22 protein-coding genes are annotated in these 18916 nt (G+C 52.9%); 15 read left to right on the top strand and 7 right to left on the bottom strand.

The features are described from left to right. The first annotated feature begins 92 nt into the window (after positions 1–92). The 4 genes from ABD796_RS32155 to ABD796_RS32140 all read left to right on the top strand — a co-directional run bounded on the left by ABD796_RS32155 (position 93) and on the right by ABD796_RS32140 (position 3528). The gene (locus ABD796_RS32155; RefSeq protein ID WP_344916227.1) at positions 93–1076 is read left to right on the top strand and encodes an ABC transporter substrate-binding protein; all 984 of its coding nucleotides are present in this window, start codon (positions 93–95) and stop codon (positions 1074–1076) included. 145 nt (positions 1077–1221) lie between these two features. Then, positions 1222–2157 carry a helix-turn-helix transcriptional regulator gene (locus ABD796_RS32150; RefSeq protein WP_344916225.1) on the top strand — a complete coding sequence of 312 codons (936 nt, stop codon included), beginning with the start codon at positions 1222–1224 and terminating at the stop codon, positions 2155–2157. A 75-nt stretch (positions 2158–2232) separates the two neighbouring features. Continuing rightward, the gene (locus ABD796_RS32145) at positions 2233–3036 is read left to right on the top strand and encodes a zinc ribbon domain-containing protein (RefSeq protein ID WP_344916223.1); all 804 of its coding nucleotides are present in this window, start codon (positions 2233–2235) and stop codon (positions 3034–3036) included. A 66-nt stretch (positions 3037–3102) separates the two neighbouring features. After that, positions 3103–3528, top strand: a complete 426-nt coding sequence (locus ABD796_RS32140) for a GNAT family N-acetyltransferase (RefSeq protein ID WP_344916222.1) — start codon at positions 3103–3105, stop codon at positions 3526–3528. A gap of 258 nt (positions 3529–3786) precedes the next feature. Here the strand turns inward: ABD796_RS32140 and ABD796_RS32135 are convergent, their stop codons facing one another. The 3 genes from ABD796_RS32135 to ABD796_RS32125 are packed head-to-tail and all read right to left on the bottom strand — an operon-like array spanning position 3787 to position 5004. After that, entirely contained in the window at positions 3787–4044 is a 258-nt protein-coding gene (locus ABD796_RS32135; RefSeq protein WP_344916220.1) for a hypothetical protein, read from the bottom strand. Next, positions 4023–4553, bottom strand: coding sequence for a hypothetical protein (locus ABD796_RS32130; RefSeq protein WP_344916218.1), 531 nt, complete (start codon positions 4551–4553; stop codon positions 4023–4025). The genes ABD796_RS32135 and ABD796_RS32130 overlap by 22 nt, the downstream gene beginning before the upstream one ends. A 25-nt stretch (positions 4554–4578) precedes the next feature. Further along, entirely contained in the window at positions 4579–5004 is a 426-nt protein-coding gene (locus ABD796_RS32125) for a P-loop NTPase family protein (protein WP_344916216.1), read from the bottom strand. Here ABD796_RS32125 and ABD796_RS32120 point away from each other — a divergent pair. From ABD796_RS32120 to erm, 6 genes are all read left to right on the top strand, one after another. Then, on the top strand, positions 4997–5155 hold the full coding sequence (locus ABD796_RS32120; protein WP_344916214.1) for a GHKL domain-containing protein: 159 nt from the start codon (positions 4997–4999) through the stop codon (positions 5153–5155). The two genes, ABD796_RS32125 and ABD796_RS32120, sit on opposite strands and share 8 nt — an antisense overlap. A gap of 56 nt (positions 5156–5211) precedes the next feature. Next, complete coding sequence (locus tag ABD796_RS32115; protein ID WP_344916212.1) at positions 5212–5877, top strand: GNAT family N-acetyltransferase; 666 nt, start codon at positions 5212–5214, stop codon at positions 5875–5877. Between the two features lie 229 nt (positions 5878–6106). Beyond that, the gene (locus ABD796_RS32110) at positions 6107–6427 is read left to right on the top strand and encodes an ArsR/SmtB family transcription factor (protein WP_344916210.1); all 321 of its coding nucleotides are present in this window, start codon (positions 6107–6109) and stop codon (positions 6425–6427) included. A gap of 19 nt (positions 6428–6446) precedes the next feature. After that, entirely contained in the window at positions 6447–7853 is a 1407-nt protein-coding gene (locus ABD796_RS32105) for an arsenic transporter (protein ID WP_344916208.1), read from the top strand. 38 nt (positions 7854–7891) lie between these two features. After that, complete coding sequence (gene arsC, locus ABD796_RS32100; RefSeq protein ID WP_344916207.1) at positions 7892–8317, top strand: arsenate reductase (thioredoxin); 426 nt, start codon at positions 7892–7894, stop codon at positions 8315–8317. 462 nt (positions 8318–8779) lie between these two features. Then, positions 8780–9616 carry a 23S ribosomal RNA methyltransferase Erm gene (gene erm / locus ABD796_RS32095; protein WP_344916205.1) on the top strand — a complete coding sequence of 279 codons (837 nt, stop codon included), beginning with the start codon at positions 8780–8782 and terminating at the stop codon, positions 9614–9616. 114 nt (positions 9617–9730) lie between these two features. On the opposite strand, the gene ABD796_RS32090 is transcribed toward erm, so the two are convergent. Continuing rightward, positions 9731–10456, bottom strand: a complete 726-nt coding sequence (locus ABD796_RS32090; protein ID WP_344916203.1) for a MerR family transcriptional regulator — start codon at positions 10454–10456, stop codon at positions 9731–9733. Positions 10457–10609: 153 nt separating this feature from the next. Here ABD796_RS32090 and ABD796_RS32085 point away from each other — a divergent pair, with 153 nt between their 5' ends. After that, positions 10610–11098 (top strand): DUF6022 family protein, encoded by a 489-nt coding sequence (locus tag ABD796_RS32085; RefSeq protein WP_344916201.1) that lies wholly within the window; start codon positions 10610–10612, stop codon positions 11096–11098. A gap of 301 nt (positions 11099–11399) precedes the next feature. Here ABD796_RS32085 and ABD796_RS32080 read toward each other — a convergent pair whose 3' ends face one another. Together ABD796_RS32080 and ABD796_RS32075 are read right to left on the bottom strand one after the other, a co-directional pair. Beyond that, positions 11400–12470, bottom strand: coding sequence for an amidohydrolase family protein (locus tag ABD796_RS32080; RefSeq protein WP_344916199.1), 1071 nt, complete (start codon positions 12468–12470; stop codon positions 11400–11402). Further along, positions 12467–12850: a Rieske (2Fe-2S) protein gene (locus tag ABD796_RS32075; protein ID WP_344916197.1), complete on the bottom strand. Its 384-nt coding sequence runs from the start codon at positions 12848–12850 to the stop codon at positions 12467–12469. The genes ABD796_RS32080 and ABD796_RS32075 overlap by 4 nt, the downstream gene beginning before the upstream one ends. A 132-nt stretch (positions 12851–12982) precedes the next feature. Between ABD796_RS32075 and ABD796_RS32070 the strand changes: the two genes are divergently transcribed. The 3 genes from ABD796_RS32070 to ABD796_RS32060 are packed head-to-tail and all read left to right on the top strand — an operon-like array spanning position 12983 to position 17093. Beyond that, on the top strand, positions 12983–13762 hold the full coding sequence (locus ABD796_RS32070) for a helix-turn-helix domain-containing protein (RefSeq protein ID WP_344916195.1): 780 nt from the start codon (positions 12983–12985) through the stop codon (positions 13760–13762). Next, on the top strand, positions 13759–15498 hold the full coding sequence (locus ABD796_RS32065; RefSeq protein WP_344916193.1) for a sensor histidine kinase: 1740 nt from the start codon (positions 13759–13761) through the stop codon (positions 15496–15498). The genes ABD796_RS32070 and ABD796_RS32065 overlap by 4 nt, the downstream gene beginning before the upstream one ends. Further along, positions 15495–17093: a response regulator transcription factor gene (locus ABD796_RS32060; RefSeq protein ID WP_344916191.1), complete on the top strand. Its 1599-nt coding sequence runs from the start codon at positions 15495–15497 to the stop codon at positions 17091–17093. The genes ABD796_RS32065 and ABD796_RS32060 overlap by 4 nt, the downstream gene beginning before the upstream one ends. A 59-nt stretch (positions 17094–17152) precedes the next feature. On the opposite strand, the gene ABD796_RS32055 is transcribed toward ABD796_RS32060, so the two are convergent. Continuing rightward, entirely contained in the window at positions 17153–17692 is a 540-nt protein-coding gene (locus ABD796_RS32055; protein WP_344916189.1) for a DUF1697 domain-containing protein, read from the bottom strand. Between the two features lie 271 nt (positions 17693–17963). Here ABD796_RS32055 and ABD796_RS32050 point away from each other — a divergent pair, with 271 nt between their 5' ends. Continuing rightward, positions 17964–18914: an ABC transporter permease gene (locus tag ABD796_RS32050; RefSeq protein ID WP_344916187.1), complete on the top strand. Its 951-nt coding sequence runs from the start codon at positions 17964–17966 to the stop codon at positions 18912–18914. Positions 18915–18916: the final 2 nt, after the last annotated feature.

Below are 18916 nucleotides of genomic sequence, written 5' to 3'. Positions count from 1 at the left end.
CAATATGTTAACATTGCATTGCTCAATAATTGATAATGATTATCATAATCAATTATGATGACTAACCAACATGATAAAGGTGGCTGAATCTCGTGCAAATCGTGCATTCTTCATTATCCCGCTCTGTTCTCGCCCTCATCCTATTGTTATTGGTCACGGCAGGGTGCGCCTCCAAGCCCGATTCGAATTCCTCCCAACAATCGGCGTCCTCCAAACAACCGGCCGCTTCGGCCGAGCCCCGAGTCATTCGTCATCTCAAGGGCGAAACGACGCTCGTGGGCGAGCCTTCCAAAATTGCCGTCCTGGACTATCGGCTTGCCGATTCCATGCTGGCCTTGGGTATGAAACCTTATGCGATGACTACCTATGTGGGCTCGATCGATTTGGAATATGTAGAAGGCAAGCCGCTTGAAGGGGTAAAGAAGCTAGGCGATAAAACGAACCTGGAAGCGGTTCTGGAGGCAGCCCCCGATCTGATTATTGCCCGTAAAGGCGATGAAACGGTCTACGATCAGCTGAATAAAATCGCCCCGACGATCATTTTGGAGGAAACGACCGACTGGCGGAAGGACTTCCTAGCTTTCTCCGAGATTCTGGGCAGAACGGAACAGGCGAACAAGTGGCTTAAACAATACGAAGACAAAGCCGCAGCCGCCAGAAAGCAGCTTGCCGAGGCTTCGGCCAGCGGCAAAACCGTCACGATCATACGCGTGCTGGAAAAGGAGTACCGCATTTACGGAACGAGCCAGCAGTTGGGCGGCATTTTATACAGCGATTTGGGCCTTCAAGCAACGGAAAAAGTGAAGTCGATCAAGAAGCATCAGGCCATCTCCATGGAATTGATGCCGGAATTCGACGCGGATTATGTATTCATCCAGGTCGGCTTTCCTGCCGCCGAAGGCGACAAGGAAGCGGAGAAAAAATTCGAAGAGCTGAAGCAAAGCGGGCTCTGGAAAAACCTGAAGGCAGTCAAAGAGAATCATGCCTTTGTCCTTCCTTATTGGACCTTGCGCGACTTCCCGATTATTAACGAAAAGGCGTTGGAGCTGGTCACACGAAAAATAACGGGTAAATAACAGGGGAGAGATGGTATGCTTACTAGGTAATGATAACCTCAGCGTTCCTCCAAAGCGCTCTAGACTTTGGCCCATCGACTCGAATTCAGTTGAGCGGTTCTATAGCGTTCGGATTGGATCATGCATAATCGAAAAGGAAATTGTGATGAAAATAGACCGTCTGCTCTCCATCGTCATTTTGTTAATCAACCGCAATCGCATACAGGCCAAAGAGCTGGCAGACTTGTTCGAGGTGTCTGTACGCACGATATACCGGGATATCGAGGCGATTGACCAAGCGGGAATTCCGGTTATCACCTACCCGGGGGCAAACGGCGGTATCGGTCTTGTCCAGGGCTATCGGCTGGACCGCAATCTGCTGACGAATAACGATCTTGCCGCCATCGTCACGGCGCTGCAAAGCGTATCGACCTCGTACGGAGGCCAGGACAATCGCATGCTGCTGGAGAAAATCAACAGCGTGATCCCCGCATCCGAAAGCGACGAATTTGACTTCAAGACGAAGCAGTTTATTGTAGACTTCTCTCCTTGGGGCGATATCGGCCAGATGGAGGAGAAGCTTGCCTGTCTGAAGCAGGCGATCGAACGTCTTCAGATCGTCTCTTTTACTTATTGCAGTGCGAATGGGGATTATACGGAACGCAGCGTGGAGCCCTACACCCTTGTGTTGAAAAAACAAAGATGGTATTTGTACGCCTTTTGCCGGCATCGGCAGCAGTTTCGGCTGTTCAAGCTGTTCCGTATGAAAAACCTGGTCCTTGGCGAAGCTCATTTTGTAAGGCAGCCCATTTCCGTCGAAGAGATGCCCTGGAAAACCGAATGGAAGCCGCCGGCGAACGAGACTCCTTTACGGCTGCGGTTCCATGAAAGGGTGCGGCATTTGGCGGAGGAATGGTTCGGGGTGGAAAGCTTGCAGCGGGAAGACGGGGGCGGCTATGTGGTCACGCTCGCTTACCCGGAGGATAACTGGCTGTACGGCTTTATTCTCAGTTTCGGAGAAGATGCGGAAGTGCTGGAACCCGCTTCTATACGCGACAAAATAAAGCGGATCGCCGCCGGTATCGTAAAAAAATACGAGTAAGGGGATAAACCTGACAAATAGCTGTCAAGTTCCTGCCTGTATAATGGGACCATACCCGAGAAGGAGGAAACGACGATGAGTACCTTGGTTTGCCAAAGCTGTGGAATGCCCCTGACGGAAGAAGCTTTAATCGGAACAGATGCCGAACACAATAAGGTGAAGGACTATTGCAAGTATTGCTATGAGAGCGGAGCTTTCACGCAGCCGGACCTTACGCTCGAGGAAATGGTCGAGACTTGCGTTCCGATCATGGTGCAGGAGGGCATGGAGGAGCAGGCTGCAAGATCCATGATGCAGAACTATTTGCCTAATCTGAAAAGGTGGTCTTCTCCGGATGGGGATAGCGGCCGTCCGGCCGTTCAGCCCGATCGTTATGCGGACAAAGCGGAAATTCGTTTGATGGGGATAGCCGCAACAACGACGAATGCGAGCGAGCTGTCCGGCGGCGGAATCATTTCGAAGCTATGGGCTCGTTTTGGGCAGGAGGCTATACGGGACAAGCTTCCTGCGCGCGCCGATGCGCAGCAAGATCAAAATCTCTTCTACGCCTGCTATACGAACTATGAGAATGGGGCTCTCGGCGAGTATACGTTTCTGATCGGCGCAGAGGCGGATGCGAGCGACGAGGTTCCGGCCGGTATGCAGGCTGTTGTCGTTCCGCCCGCTACGTATGCGGTGTTTACAACGGCAAAAGGCCCAATGGACCGGGTTGTGCTCGAAGCTTGGCAGGCGATCTGGAAATGGTCGGCCTTAGCGGCCGATATGGAGCGGACGTTCACCGGAGACTTCGAGCTGTATGATGAGCGCAGTTTGAATCCGCAGGATGCTCAAGTGGATATTTATATTGCGGTCAGGCCAAAGGGCGTTAACCAAGACTGACGGAACGTGAATGGACTTTAGTTCACATAATAATTATTATGTGAACTTATTGGAGGGGGATCAATCTTGACGATCAGAGCAGCAACGGAGGCGGATTTCCCCGAATTGAGAACGATCTACTTGGAGTCGCGCCGCGCCTATTTTCATTGGGCGGATCGGGATGCCATGACGATCGAAGAATTCGATAAGCATACGGTTGATGAACTTATCCTTCTGGCAGAAGGAGAGAACGGTCAGATTCTCGGATTTGCTTCTATATATGTACCGGAAAACTTTATCCATCTGTTGTTCGTTCATCCCGGCTTCACGGGTAAAGGCATCGGCAGTCAACTGCTCGATGCCTCCGTCGCGGAACTGAATGAACCGATCCGATTGAAATGCGTATCGGCCAACCGCCAAGCGATGACGTTTTATGAGAATAAGGGTTGGAAAAGGCTTGTCGAGGAAAGCGAGAACGGCGAAACGTACTGGATCATGCAATACGGGACATAAACGGGAAGCCGGACGGCGGTTGGTAAAAGCGCGTAGCCGGCTTCCTTTTTTGCGCCCGGACTTTTCCGAGTCGAGGCTCTTTCTTCAAGCTTACTCCTGTCCGCGAGGCGCGTAGTCTACGCCAACGAACAGAATCAGGATAAGAATAACGGTGACTAAAAGTCCTGTGACAATAATCGCTGTAAACCGGTTGCTAGGCTTGTTCATGGCTGTCTGCTCCTTTCGTGGACTAAGCGAGAGTTCGCCTGATCTTCGGCGCTACTGGGTATGAATATCCCGTATGCGAAAAGTGAGATGCGTAATAGCCAGACAGACGCCGATCACGGCCAGCGGCAAGGCCAAGGCAAGCAGATAGTCGGCTGTGCCGGCGAGGCGTACAGGGAGGCCGTCCACGATATAGATGCCGGATATTTTCATGATGTGCGTCATCAGGCCATACTCGGACCACGCCCGGAACAACGCGATCGAGGAGTCTTTCCAATAGCCGCTCAGCATCAGGTCGCCAAATACGAACACGAAGGTGAGGACGCAGCCGCAGCCGTTTTCCGGATCAGAAAACCCGTCATCATCATGACCGTCCCATAGGCGGTCAAGTAGAGCGCGTTAAAGCCGGCGATGGTCAGGAAGGCGACCGCCTCTTTTCTCCAGCCGACTCCCCCGATGGAAGCGCCTGTTACCCCGCTCATGATGAGATATAAGCCTTCGTACAAGATATAAAATTGGGCCAGCCACCCTATGACGGCAAACGTCATCATGGCGAATTTCCCCCATACATAGGAAGCCCGGCTTTGCCCGGACGCGATCCGGGTTTTGAGCGTGCCGTATTCAAAGCCTTCTGTCGAGAAGAAGCAGGCGTGAATCGGCATGATGAAATAGAACAGAAGGGAGAGGGGCGCGATCATCCGGAGTGGCTGCAGCGGATTTTGCAAGTCATAGCCTCCCCTGGACCCCATCATGATGACGAGTGTTGCGCTGGCAAGCAGGACAAGCAGACTGATGCCGCGAAACATGGCGTCTTTGCGCATATAGTACCATTCGGCGCTCCATATATTACCCTTGCTGCCGTTGCCCTCCGATTAGGCTCATGTAGTAACTTTCCAGACTGGCAGAGGATGCGCGTAGGCCGTGCAGTTGAATGCGGTGCCGCAGCAATACCCTCATCAACGTCTCCGGATCGATAGCGGATTGCGGTAGGCAAACCTCCCCATTTTCCGGCAGCAGAACGGCGTCGATCCGGTACTCTTGCCGAAGAATACGGAGGACATCCTCCAGCCGGGATGCTTGAATGCACAACTGACTGCCCGCTTCCTTCAGCCACGCCCCAGTATCGATTTCCTCGATCAGTCTGCCTTGATGAATAAAGCCGATCCGATTCGCGAGCAGCTGCAGTTCGCCGAGAATATGACTGGAGATCAGGATCGCGACCCCTTGTTCTCGGGCCAGGGAGGCCAGCAGATGGCGGATATCGATGAACATTCGCTCGACGAAAGCGGACCAACGGATACACGGGCTGGGACTGTCCAGCATTCGGCAGGAAGTGGAACGCTGCGGCGGTTTGTTGGAGCTTTCTTACGATGACCGACGGTTTCAATTGGAGATTGTGCTGTTCAGGATCAAGCGGTTGTGAAACAATACAAGATATAACGGCTAACAACAAGTTTACATTCGAAGGTGGGGGTACGAATGCTGACGCCAATAACGCTGCGGGGACGTCTTGTCTGCCTGGAACCGATGACGATGGACCATGTCGATGATCTGTGCTCCGCTGCCCTGGAGGACCGGTCCACTTATGATTACACGAATGTGCCCCAGGGGAGGGAAGAAACCAAACGTTACATAGAGGGCGCTCTGACGTCGTTCGACAAAGGCCGTACTTTGCCATTTGTAGTTCGTCACATTGAAACGGATCGTATTGTCGGAACTACGCGGTATCTCGATCTTGAAGTTTTCTCGTGGCCGCCTCCATGGCCGCCGGGCGTTGCCAGCGGACCGTCTCCTGCAGACGCGACTCCGCCTACGGTTGCTGAAATCGGGAGCACCTGGTACGCCGCCTCCGTTCAGCGCACCGGTGTCAATACGGAGTGCAAGCTTCTGATGCTTGCCCATGCGTTTGATTCCTGGAACGCGATAAGGGTTACGCTCAAGACAGATGCGCGCAACATGCGATCTCGTTCTGCCATACAACGGCTCGGGGCTGCCTTTGAAGGAATCCGCAGAGCGCATGTCCCTGCCAGCGATGGCGGTGTCAGGGATACGGCGTACTATTCGATTGTCGCCGATGAATGGCCGGCGGTGCGTACGAACCTCTTGGAACGCCTCCAACGAGGTATGAAACGTCCAACCGAGTAATCGAGTCTCGTATAGTGTGCTTTTGCAGGGGGGATGCAGGTGTCGCAATAAGATGACATCTTCATCCCGCTGAATCGATTGCAAGAATACGATATTTTATCATTTTTTTCTTTCATAAATAAGCAATTAATTATATAATGATATACGAATGGAATGGAGCGTGAGAAAACGAGCATACCAATATCCCGGTTCGATCTATTTTCCCGATTGTGTAAAGGAGTGTTGTAAAGTGAGTGGAATCGAACAGGTTGCCGATGTTTTAAAGCTGCTTGGCGATAAAAACAGGCTTACGATTGTAGCTCTGCTCAAAGAAAAGGAACTGTGCGTATGTGACATCGTAGACGTCTTGCAAACGAGTCAGCCGAACATTAGTCAGCATATGCGCAAATTAAAGGACGGCGGCCTCGTTAAAGAAAGGAAAAGCGGACAGTGGGTGTATTATTCTCTGAATGTCCAGGACAAGCCCTATATCGCGGAAATCTTGAAAGAGATCCCTTCGCAAGACAACATGCCATCCTCCGTTTGCGAGGAGAACGAATGCTGCAATTGATTGATTCGGGAGGGGCGTCATGGTTTACATTGCTTTTCTAATTTTTTTGGTAACACTTACGTTTGTCATCTGGCAGCCGAAAGGCCTGAATATTGGCTGGTCGGCAATGGCCGGAGCGATCCTCGCGCTGTTGTTCGGCGCGGTCAGCTTTGCCGATGTGGTTACCGTAACCGGCATAGTATGGAATGCGACGTTGGCTTTTGTAGCCATTATCCTGATCTCGCTTATTCTCGATGAGATCGGTTTTTTTGAATGGGCTGCCCTTCATACGGCGCGGCTCGCACGCGGAAATGGCATACTGATGTTTGTGCTGATCATTTTATTGGGAGCGGCTGTTTCCGGCCTATTCGCCAACGATGGCGCTGCTTTGATCATGACGCCGATCGTGCTCGCAATGGTCAGGGCGCTTAAGTTTGAAGATAAGATGATCCTTCCGTTTATTATGGCGAGCGGATTCATCGCGGATACGGCTTCCTTGCCGCTTGTGATCAGTAACCTTGTAAATATCGTTTCCGCGGATTACTTTGACATTGGCTTTGCCGAATATGCAAGCCGGATGATCGTACCCAATTTCTTTGCAATGTTCGCGAGCCTGCTCGTGTTGTTCTTGTTTTTCCGGAAAAGCATTCCGAGAACCTACGATTTGGCACAGGTGAAAAAACCGGAGGAGGCCATAAAAGACAAAAGACTTTTTGTTCTATCTTGGGTCATTCTCGCTGCCTTGCTTGCGGCCTATTTCGCAAGCGAATGGTTATCCGTCCCTGTATCCGTTATTACCGTTATTGCCGCGACTGCCTTTTTATTTGCAGCGAGAAAGAGCCCGGCCATTTCTACATGGAACGTGGTGAAAGGAGCTCCATGGGCGGTCGTCTTCTTTTCCATCGGGATGTATGTCGTGGTGTACGGTTTGCGAAATGCCGGGCTTACGGATGCATTGGGCAGCATAATTCAGGCGGTTGCCGACCAAGGGCTGTTCGTCGCTACGGTAGGCATGGGACTGATTGCCGCCGTTCTATCATCCATTATGAACAACATGCCTACGGTCATGATCGATGCCCTCGCCATCCAAGGCACGCAAACAGAAGGGGTCGTTCGTGAAGCATTGATCTATGCCAATGTGATCGGATCGGATTTAGGGCCTAAGATTACACCCATCGGTTCCTTGGCAACGTTGCTCTGGCTTCATGTGCTGGCGGCCAAAAACGTGAAGATCGGCTGGGGGTATTACGTAAAGATTGGTGTTCTTTTAACCTTTCCCACTTTGTTTATTACGCTCGCAGGTCTTTATTTGTGGCTCGAATTTATTCAATCCGCAACCATGAATATATGGTTCAGTATCGTGCTGATCCTGGCAGTGCTTGCATTGGCCGCCATGATCATGAGGCTTGTTTTTCGCAACAAAACAAGAGGGAATCCCGGCGTATAATGACGCTGAAACTGGAATGTTCAAAGGAGATCGATCCCATGGAAAAGAAACCACTCGTATATTTCTTATGTACCGGCAATTCATGCAGAAGCCAAATCGCGGACGGTTTTCTGAAGGCTCTCGGCCGTGACAATTATGAAGTGAAAAGCGCAGGGTTGGAGGCGCATGGCTTGAATCCGCGTGCCATTCAAGTCATGAAGGAAGCTGGCGTGGATATTAGAGACCATACTTCCGATGTGATTGATCCGGACATGCTGAACAGGGCGGATTATGTCATCACCCTATGTGGACACGCAGACGAGCATTGTCCTGTCATTTCGAATAAGAACGTGACCAAATGGCATTGGGGATTTGACGACCCCGCCAAAGCAACCGGGACAGAAGACGAAATCATGGCCCAGTTCCGGGCGGTTCGCGATTCTATTAAGAGCCGAATCGAACAATTTATCAATGAAGGGAAATGAGGAGACAAGAATACTGTTGCGGCCTATTTAATTAAAAGAAAAATGTACATGGCGAATCGAACTAGGATTGTGCTAATCTGAATGCAATTCTAGGAACGGAGGGTTGTCCTAACAATGGGTGTTTTCAATTATGCCAGATTGCGTTTTGTTACTTTGTCGCACTAATTAAATAGTGAACAAAGTCTCTGCCTGCGTGCGGAGCAAAACGGAATCGGTCTGCCCATTTTAGGATATCCAGCTGCTCAGATGAATAAGAGGGAACAGCGCTTCTCTCAAGAGGCGTAGTCTATTTATCTTAGTAATGAAAATCCGGAAAATTGTCGTCCTCGTTGACTCATGGACGAGAGTTTATTTGAATGCGCGCCATACGTCCGTCCCTATTCCCGTTGTTCCGCCGCAGGCATACGCCTGTGGTTTTTTTGTTTGGCCACGGGCATCGACGAACTCGGGAGGAACAGGTCTATGCGCAAACACAATAAGAGGAATCGCTCGATAAGAAAATATAAATCGGGGCCCAACTTTACGGGGCAGCATCTGCTGCACAATCCGAAAACGATCAAGCAGCTTATTGAAACGGCTAGTTTACAGCCGACCGATACCGTGCTTGAAATCGGCGCAGGCAAGGGAGCTCTTACTTTCCCGCTCGCCGAGAAAGCCGGCAGGGTCATAGCGGTAGAGATTGACTCGGCTTATGTTGAGGCGCTGCGCCTAAAAGCGAAATGTCAGCCCCATATCCAAATTATCCAAAGCGACATCAGGGAGATGCGGCTGCCGGCAGGTCCGTTTTGCGTTGTGGCGAACATCCCCTTTTCGATCACGACTGCCATTCTTGAAAAGCTTCTTTCTGTCGAAGGTAAAGCATTTCAAAGAGGAGCGCTAATCTTGGAGAAAGGAGCGGCTCGCAGGTTTACGCAAGATACTACGCGGGAACCGCGTTTGTTGATGTGGAGAATGCAATTTTTGTTCGAGATGAGGGCGATAGTACCTCGCACTCATTTTGCTCCGCCTCCGCGCGTCGATGCCGCAATTGTACGGATAGCCCGAAGAGATCCCCCGTTGGTGCCCGCCAAGGAAGGAAAGAGATTTGCCGCATTTGCGGCATATGTCTTGAGTCATCCGCGGCTTTTGGCGGCGGATGCCCTCCGGGAAATTTTTACACCGGCTCAGCTTAAAGTAGTGTTAAAGAATGCAAAGGTCGATCGGGAGCTGGCGGTAGCTTCACTATCGTTGGAGCAGTGGGCGTCGCTCTTTCATTCCATGCTTCAACATGCAGCTCCGTATCGCTGGCCGAAAGGGTAAATTGTTGGCAATTCGTTCGGCAGGGTCGGGGCTGCCGTCGGTATCAAACCGCATACTTCTGCCTTAAAGAGGAACAGAAGCCTGCAAGCCTTGTCAAGAAGCTTGGAGGAACGATCAACTATGGGCCTCGGTTGTTTCCGCAAAACCTAGCGCTCGAATCAAGCGATATAGAAAGTAGAGACCTCGCATCTGGAGTTTGATCGTTTTATGCAGGTAAGTTCGGATACTTTCCGCAAGCTTCATCGCATGCTCCATGTTCTGGAATTCTAAAAGTGCGATCGATTGCTTTAGGTTCACGGTCTCCTCCGAATAAATAGAGCTTTGCAGCACCTGAATCATCCTGATTTTAAGAAGATGCGCTTCATGATAGAGACGGTATTCGTTATTAGGGTCCCGCTCTGTAGTGAACAAGCCGCTTTTCTCCCAGTAACGGATCGCAGATCTAGGAGCACCCGTCCGTCTGGAGGCCTCGTGGATGCTGAAGCGTTGCTTAAAGTCGTAAGCTTGAGTTCCATCGGCATACGATTGAAATTCATTTACGAGTTGGTCCAAACTTGTTTTTTCCCGATGCAGCATGACCTCTCTTTCCCTAACAACCCATAATGCATCGTCCAACTCATTTTTTTGGAGACCATGAAGTACCTTGGTCGTCACTTCCATCCCGAATGCGGGGGCCATGGCTTGAATACATGCCAGATAGGCCTCATGCCGTTCCGTATACATGCGGTATCCATTGGCGGATCGCTCCGCAAGAGGGATTAGCCCCTTCGCTTCGTAGTTTCGCAAAGTGTTGGCGCTTATCATATATTTACTCGCCAGTTTTTTTGGTCGTATGCCCATGTTATGCCGCCTTTCTAATGATTGGAAGAACATTAAACCCATTGTAATGTTTTTCTGAGTTTTTGTTGATTTTATTTAGCTATTATTTGAGAAACCTTCCAATTGGCTTATATGTTGTATGATGAAGATCAATCAAATCAAGGAGGAATAAGAATGACAGTACAACCAGTATTCCATTACGATATGACAATCGAAGAGATTGGCGAGGTAGGCAATCGGTATATCGAATCTATATGGAAGACCTTGTACGATTCGATGCTTGATCAATTAACGGTCGCTTTCCGTGAAATCGAGGATGCTGCCTACGGGATGTATTTGGACCAGTTGATGCCTACACTATTTGATGGCCTTGAGGATGCCGGGTTCGAAGTAACGGAACCCCTCGAGGAACATGATTTCGTCATTGGAAAGTGTTTAATATTTAGGAATTCCATTGAAAAGTGGGGAACCGAAGAAAATAGATCCAGGATATTTTGGAATGTTGTCCATCGTAAAAAAAGCCGGCAACCAATCGGAACCTTATTGACGGAAATTCCTCATTCTCATCTGAAGTTCGAGATTCCTGCGGCACCTATACTCTATTCGTTGGGAGAGTATGAGCGGAAACAGATTATACAAGGAATCCGACGTATTAAAGAATAAGCATTTTGGTGAAGAATGAAAAATATCCGGTATCTGGGAACCGAAAGGTCCCATACTATTATATCCGGAGAGAATAGGGTAACGGAAAACGTTAGTTTAATAAACAGCGCCAGTCTAGGACTTTTTCGGTCCAAGGCTGCTGCTGTTTCTTTATTTAACTTTGCCTTGGCGTTATTCCACGGAGCCAGCGAACATACCTGCAAAAAGCCTCCTTTTCCGGTCAACGGATAGGAGGCAACCATTCGGGGCCATTCCGGAAGTCATCATCATCGGATGACGGGGGCGGACCCGTGTTTTCGTTTTACGGCAGGCGAAACAGCTTGCGGGCGTTCTCGCTGAATATTTTGCGCTGCTTCTCTTCGGGCAGACGCTGTAAAATTTTCGTCGGGTCGTCGAAGTCCCAGTGCGGATAGTCGCTGGAGAAGAGCAGCATGTTCTCGGCGTCGAACATCTCGAACATCGATTCGAGGTGCCTCGGATTGTTCGGCTCCTCGATCGGCTGCGTCGTCATGAAGCAGTTGTCGCGCACGTATTCGCTGGGCATCCGCTTGAGCCACGGAACCGAGGAGCGCAGCGCCTTGTAGTTTTTGTCGAGCCGCCACAGAAGAGGAGGCAGCCAGGTCACTCCGCCTTCGCACAGGACGACTTTGAACTGCGGATATTTCTCGAACACGCCTTCGCAGAGGAAGCTGACCAGATGTGCCATGAACGTCTGGGGGAGGCAGGTGTGCCACTGCAAGTAGTTCGATACGTAGCCGACGGCGGTCGGCGCGTTGAAGATGCCGCTTCCTTCGGAGCCGGGATGAATAACGAGAGGCAGTCCGTGCCGCTCGCAAGCTTCGTAGATCGGGTGAAAGAAGCGCTGCCCGTACGGCATCCGCGAGCCCCCGGTTACGCTTACGGCGACGATGTCCGGATGCGGACCGATCCGGTCGATTTCCCGCACGGCCTGCTCCGGGTCCTGCGTGCCGATGCACATGTAGCCTCTGAATTTCGGGCTGCGGGGCAGCCATTCGGCCAGCAAATAATCGTTGTAGGCGCGGCATATGGCGGCCGCATAATCGGCGTCGGCGAAGCCGGACGTCCCGATGATCGAATCCGAGCAGAGCAGCGCGTATTCGACGTTGAACGGCTCGACGTAGTGCTCGAGCATATAGCCGGGGTCGGAACCGACAGGTCCGCCTCCGGGCGGATTGGCGTCCTTGCGCTTGTTGCCGATCGGCGACGAATACGGCAAGCCGGCCCCAGGCACGCCGAATTGGGCAGCCTGGCTTCTCCAAGGTTCCTCCAGGTAAGGGATTAAATCGCGTCCGCTGCGAAACTGGTTATGGACATCGCAATCGATCACAGGCAATGGGCTCGTTCGTTTCATACGTGGTGCTCCTCCTTCGTCTCTTCCGCGCCGATGACAAGCTGCACGGTCCCGTTCTCCACGACGACCGGATAGCTGCGCGTTCTCACTTTATCGCTGAACAGCGATTTTCCCGATTTCAAATCGAACTCCCAGCCGTGCCACGGACAGCGCAAAATTTCTTGATCGCGTCCGTAAATAAATTCGTATACCTGCGACTCCAGCGTCGTTCCGCATACCGTGCCTCTGCAAAGCTCGGCGCCTTGATGCGGGCAATAATTCAGCACCGCGTAATAATCGCCTTTCACGTTGTACACACCGACGGAACGCTTGCCGATTTGTACGATTTTAAAGGTGCCTTCTGGCAGCTCTTCGACTGCGGAGACGGGATATAAAGCCATTTGCCTTCAGCTCCCTTAATGGTTTATGATCTTATTGTAGAGCCAAGGCCAAACGAAAACCATTGCCGAAACAACTTATATTTGAACGATTCTAAGATTTTGGAAAGCAGGCAGGCGAGAGGAGAACGCGATATGCTGAAGCTCGAATCCGTATATTTGGACGATATGATGCCGGATTGGCGCAAGAAGGCGGAGGCCACGTTGACGGATATTCTCATTCTGGCGACACATGGCAAAGTGAACTATACGCTGGAAGGAGAGACGGTCGCGTTGGAGAAAGGGGAGCTTCTGTTCATCCGCAAAGGCGTTATTCGAGCCGGGGAGAACGCACCTGAAGGGCCGCACCAGAAATATTCCGCCCACTTTCGCTTGGACGAGCGGGGCCGAGAGCTGCTGGAGGGCGTGGGCGCCTACAGGAAGCTGAAGGCGCACAGCTTCGATTACATGAAGCAGCGCTTCACGATTCTGGCGCAGCACTGGTTCGGCCGAAAGCTGTATGCCGGCATCATCTGCGAGGGCATCGCGGTCGAACTGCTCGGTTGCTTCGTGCAGGAAACGGTCGAAGGCCGGATCGCTTCGGCGAAGCTGCGGCTGATGGGGGAGGTGCAGGACTATATTGCGGCGCACTACCGGGAGCCAATCCGCATCGAAGAGCTGTCGCAACTCGTCGACCGCGCGCCGAATTACGTTACCCAGTCGTTCAAGGAGGTGACGGGGATGACGCCGATCTCCTATTTGCACCAGGTGCGCATCCATGCCGCGCGCGACTTGATCCTGAACACGCGGATGACGATAGGCGAGGTGGCCGATTATCTCGGGTACAGCGACCAGGCGCACTTCAACCGCATGTTCAAAAAAATAATGGGCTACCCGCCATCCTCGGTCCTTCGGGAGGTGCAAAGAGCGAGATGAGAGCGGTCGAACGGCTTCATTCGATTCAGTTCAAGCTGACCGGCACCTTCCTGCTCCTGCTGCTTCCGCTCGTCTTTGTAAGCGTATTCGCAAATGATTACTCGCAGCGGATTATGGATGGGCAAATTAGCGACCGGACCCGCGGTGCGCTCATGACAACGGTGGAATACGTCGAACAGCTGACGAAAAATATGGATCAGCAGACGCTGCTGATCGGCTCCAACCCGAACGTGGTCAACGTGTGGAACGGTTTTGACGATCCGCTCAGCCCTGACCATCTGTACGAGCTTCATACCGTCCAGCAGCAGCTGTCGGCGCTCACGAACGTAAACGGAGCGATCAAAGAGGCGTTTATTTTGCACGGAAACAGCGAGAACGGGCTGTCCACGATGAATGGCGGCATCAAATGGCCCGGAGTTAACAAGGAAGCGTGGTTCAAGCGGACAATCGACGCGAGCGGAGGCCTAGTCGTATACGTGCCGACCGCCTCGAATCCCGCCGGCTCCGGCTACTTGGATAAGGACAATATTTATTTCGCTCGCCTGCTCGACGTGCTGAGCCGCAACCGGGAGCCGAACGTTCTGGTGCTGTCGGTCGACAAATCCTCGTTCCGGCAAATCATTCAACATCTGCAGACGTCGGACAATATGAACATTTCGCTGTATTACAACGACGAGTTCGTGCTGGAGACGAACACGCCGCGCAAGCAGACCGCCAGCGGCGCGGGGCCGAAAGATTTGTCCATCGAGGCCGGCAACGGCGTATGGTCGATTCAACTGCAGCAGCCTCGCGTGGAGCTGTTCAAGCTGTCGCTCCAATTGCAGCAGTTTACGTACTGGATCATTCTCGTCAGCGTCGTGCTGGCGGTATGGGCCGCTTGGCTTGTGTATGCGGCCATCGCCAAGCCGCTGCGCCAGCTGTCCGGCGCGTTCAAGCAGTTTAGCGGAGGCAACTTGTCGGTGCGCGTCGCGCACCGGAGAAAGGACGAATTCGGCTACGTCATGAACGGGTTCAACCGGATGGCCGAAGCCCAGCGCCAAATGATTGAAGACGATTACGAGAAGGAGCTGCGCCTTGCCAAATCGGAATTCAGCCTGCTGCAATCGCAGATCAATCCGCATTTTCTGTACAACACGCTCGATTCGATTTATTCGGTCGCGCTCAAGCACAAGGTCGGCGAGATCAGCGAGATGGTCATCAATCTGGCGCGGTTTTTCCGGGTCAGTCTTGGAAAGGGCAGAGAGACGTTCACGTTAGAGGAAACGATGCAGCATCTGATGTACTACATCCGCGTTCAGCAGCTGCGATCCGAGCATTTTACCGTGGACATTCGTCTGGACGAGAGGACGAAGCCGATTGCGCTGCTGAAGCTTCTTTTGCAGCCGATCGTCGAGAACGCGATCGTGCACGGGCTGGAGAGAAACGTGCAAGGCGGGGAGCTTTGGATTCGCTCGATTCTGGAGGCGTCCATGCTGCGCATCGAAGTGGAGGACACGGGCAAAGGGATCGCGCCGGACAAACTGGCCGACATTCGGCGGGAGTTGGACCTTATTACGAGCAAGTCTTACCGACTGTCGGCGGCCAGTCCGTCGTCCACTTATTTCGGGTTGAAAAACGTAAAGTCGAGAGTGAAGCTGTACTACGGGGAGCAGGCGGACGTCACGATCGAAAGCCTATACGGGGAAGGGACGAAGGTGACGCTCGTCATCCCGCTTGCAGAGGAGGAACTGCCGTGAAGCTGCTGATTGTCGAGGACGAGCCTTACGTCCGAGAGCGCATCGCCGAAGGCATCGATTGGAAAGCCATGCAGATCGAGCTGGTGGACGCCGTATCGACCGGGAGGGAGGCTCTGGCTATCGTTCATAACGATCATATCGACATCGTCCTGACGGACATTCAGATGCCGGAGATGAACGGGCTGGAGCTGGCGAGCCGGCTCAGGAGAGATCGGCCGCACATCAAGCTTATTATTTTGACCGGTTACGACGACTTCGAGTACGCCAGGCAAGGGATCGATCACGGGGTACTGAAATATTTGGTCAAGCCGGCGGATAACGAAGAAATTGCCGGAGCGGTGCTGGAGGCGAAAGCGCTGCGCGAGAAGGAATTGCGCGAGGCGTACAACATCGCTCAGTTGGAGAGCCGATGGGACGAGCATCTGCCGTACTTGAAGCAAATGTTTTACAAGGGATGGCTGAACGGCCGTTTTTCCGATTGGGAGATCGAAAGGCGGCGCCGCGATTTGAAGCTGGGAGGCGCGGCGCGGCTCCTGCTGCCGGTTACGCTCGATATGGACCCGATTCTGGAAAAGAACGAGCGGTTTCAGGCCGACGACCGGGCGCTCGTCCAATTCTCGTTGTATACGATCGCCAGAGATTTGCTGGAGGGCGAGGATTGCGCCGTGCTGCAGGACGACGACGGGATGGTTGCCGCTCTGTTCTTCGCCCCGGCTGCGGAAGGCGAGGATGCCCTATTCAGCCGGATCAATCCGAAGATCGGCCTCTTGCTCGGCACGGTGAAAGATTGCTTGAAGCTGACGGCCAGCGCCGGCATCGGTTCGTGCACGGCAGCCCCCGGGCTGCTTCCGCTATCGTACAAGCACAGCCGGTTGGCGCTTCAGGAACGAATCGTGCTCGGCAACGACATGGCGATTCCGTACAGGGGCGGAGACGGCGGCGAGAAGTCGCGGGCGGCGCTCGGCCGGTTGGAGAAGGAGCTTGAGCTGGCCATTCAGTCTGGTCAGGCGGACCGCAGACAGGAGCTGGTTCGCCGCTTGATGGAGGAAGGCTTCGCGGCGGATCAGCCTGTGGCCGAGGCCAAGGAACAGCTGCTGCGGCTGACGTGTCTGCTTGCGGGCATCGTGCACGAGCAGGGCTGGTCGCTCCACGAGACGCTGCGGGACGCGTATGACGATTTCGAAAGCTTCAACCGTCTGTTGGCGAGGGAGCAGATCGAGGAATGGCTGCAGCGGATGTCCGCGCGCATCGCAGATGCGATTGCCGGCCGGCGCAAATCCGGCACGCGGCTGACGATCGACGAGGTGATTCGTTTTACGAAGGAGCGGCTTCACGAGGAGGAGCTGAGCCTGTATCTCGTCGCCGAAAATATGTATATCAACTATTCTTACTTAAGCCGAACGTTCAAGGAAGTGGCCGGGGAGTCGTTCTCCGACTATGTGCTGCGGCTGCGCATGGAGAAGGCGAAGGAGCTGCTGGCCAAAGGCATGAAGGTGTACGACGCGGCCGAGCAGGTCGGCTACAAGCATGTGAACTACTTCTCCAAGAGCTTCCAGAAGTATTGGGGAATGAAGCCGAGCGAAGTGAACAAATAGCGGGAAAGGAGCCGAATCGACAGAAGACGGCTCCTTTTTCTCGTCGAGACGTACCGTTATCAAGTCATTGCTTTCGCTAAAGCGTCAAGCTTGGTGATCGTATTCCAGTTGCGCGTGGTCGTTGTAGAGCCCAGTTTTTGCAGGTTGGCGGCCAGCTTGGAATCGAGCACGCTTTGGCGAAACAGCAAGTAAATCTCGCGCCCTGCGACGCGAAATTCGTCGACATCGCTTATGCCCATCGACAAAAGGGCTATTTTTTCCGGTGCGGGCGTTTCCGTCAACAAAGTCAACTGAACGCTTTCACCTTCCGACAATGCATTGGCGTCGAACGGACAGCTCGCGATGATGCTCTCCAGCTCCGAGGCGGTTCTCAGGACGACGGCAGCGGCTATGCCGAAAACCGTCTTGATCTCCAGCTCTATCCGCTTGCGCAGCTCCTCTGCTTCTCCGTCGGATTCGAACAGGACATTGCCGCTCTGAATATACGTCTGTACGCGGCCAAGCCCCAACGTTTCCAGAGAACGCTTCAAATCGGGCATTTTGATCTTATGTTTGCCGCCGACATTAATGCCTCGCAGCAAAGCGATGTAAATCGCCATGCAGACGCACCTCCCAATAGAATGTACTCGATTTTTTAACTTCAACTTGTCCTCTGCACCTAACGTTAATCTACACGGTCTCCTCGCGTCAACGGGGAGGAAGCCGAATCCCATCAAGAACGACTCCTTTTTTTCGTCGGATGAGGGGGGTAAACCCAAACAAGTAAAAGAAGTTGCAGCGAAAGTAAAAGAATGTGGATACGAATCGGCCGGGCGAAGCGCTATCATAAGGCCATACCCATTATAACGTTTACAAGAGAGGAGAAAGAGCATGAAAGCAGCAACCGCTGCGGCGATTCGGACGCCGCAAGCCAGCAAACGCGCCAAACGTCATCCGCTGCTGCGTTACTGGGACTTGTATTTGATGGCGCTGCCGGCGCTGATCTTCCTGATCGTGTTCAAGTACGTGCCGATGTACGGCGTCGTCATCGCGTTCAAGGACTACAACATCATGCAAGGGGTGTTTCATAGCAAGTGGATCGGTCTGCAATATTTTCGCGAGCTATTCGCGTTCGATGAATTTCCGCGCGTGATCCGCAACACGCTGCTGATCAGCCTGATGAAGCTGGTCGTCGGTTTCCCCGCGCCGATCATACTTGCCCTGCTGTTGAACGAGCTCAGACTTGAGAAGTTTAAACGGTCCGTGCAGACGGTCACGTATATCCCGCACTTTATTTCATGGGTCGTCATCGGCGGCATTGCCGTCGACCTGCTGTCTCCGAGCAGCGGGATTGTCAACAAGCTCATTCAATCGCTGGGCTTCGAGCCGATCTTCTTCCTATCCGACGAGAAGCTGTTCCGCTGGATACTCGTCTTCTCGGACATGTGGAAGGAAGTCGGCTGGGGCGCGATCATTTATCTCGCCGCGCTGCTTGGCATCAATGAGGAGATGTTCCAGGCGGCAACGGTCGACGGAGCGGGCAGGCTGCGGCAAATTTGGCATATTTCGCTGCCCAGCATTCGCTCGACGATCGTCATCTTACTGCTGCTGCGCATCGGCCATCTGCTCGATGCCGGCTTCGAGCAGGTGCTCGTCATGTACAATCCCACCGTCTACGACGTCGGCGACATTATCGACACGTACGTGTTCCGCGTCGGGCTCGGGACGATGCAATTCGGCTTGACGACCGCGGCGGGACTGTTCAAGTCGGCGATTGGCTGCATCCTGCTGGTACTGGCCAACACGCTGGCCCGGCGAATGGGCGAGGACGGCATCTTTTAGCG

Source organism: Paenibacillus hodogayensis, assembly GCF_039536325.1.
Taxonomy (GTDB): Bacteria; Bacillota; Bacilli; order Paenibacillales; family NBRC-103111; genus Paenibacillus_AB; species Paenibacillus_AB hodogayensis.
This window is presented reverse-complemented; position numbering and strand designations above follow the sequence as displayed.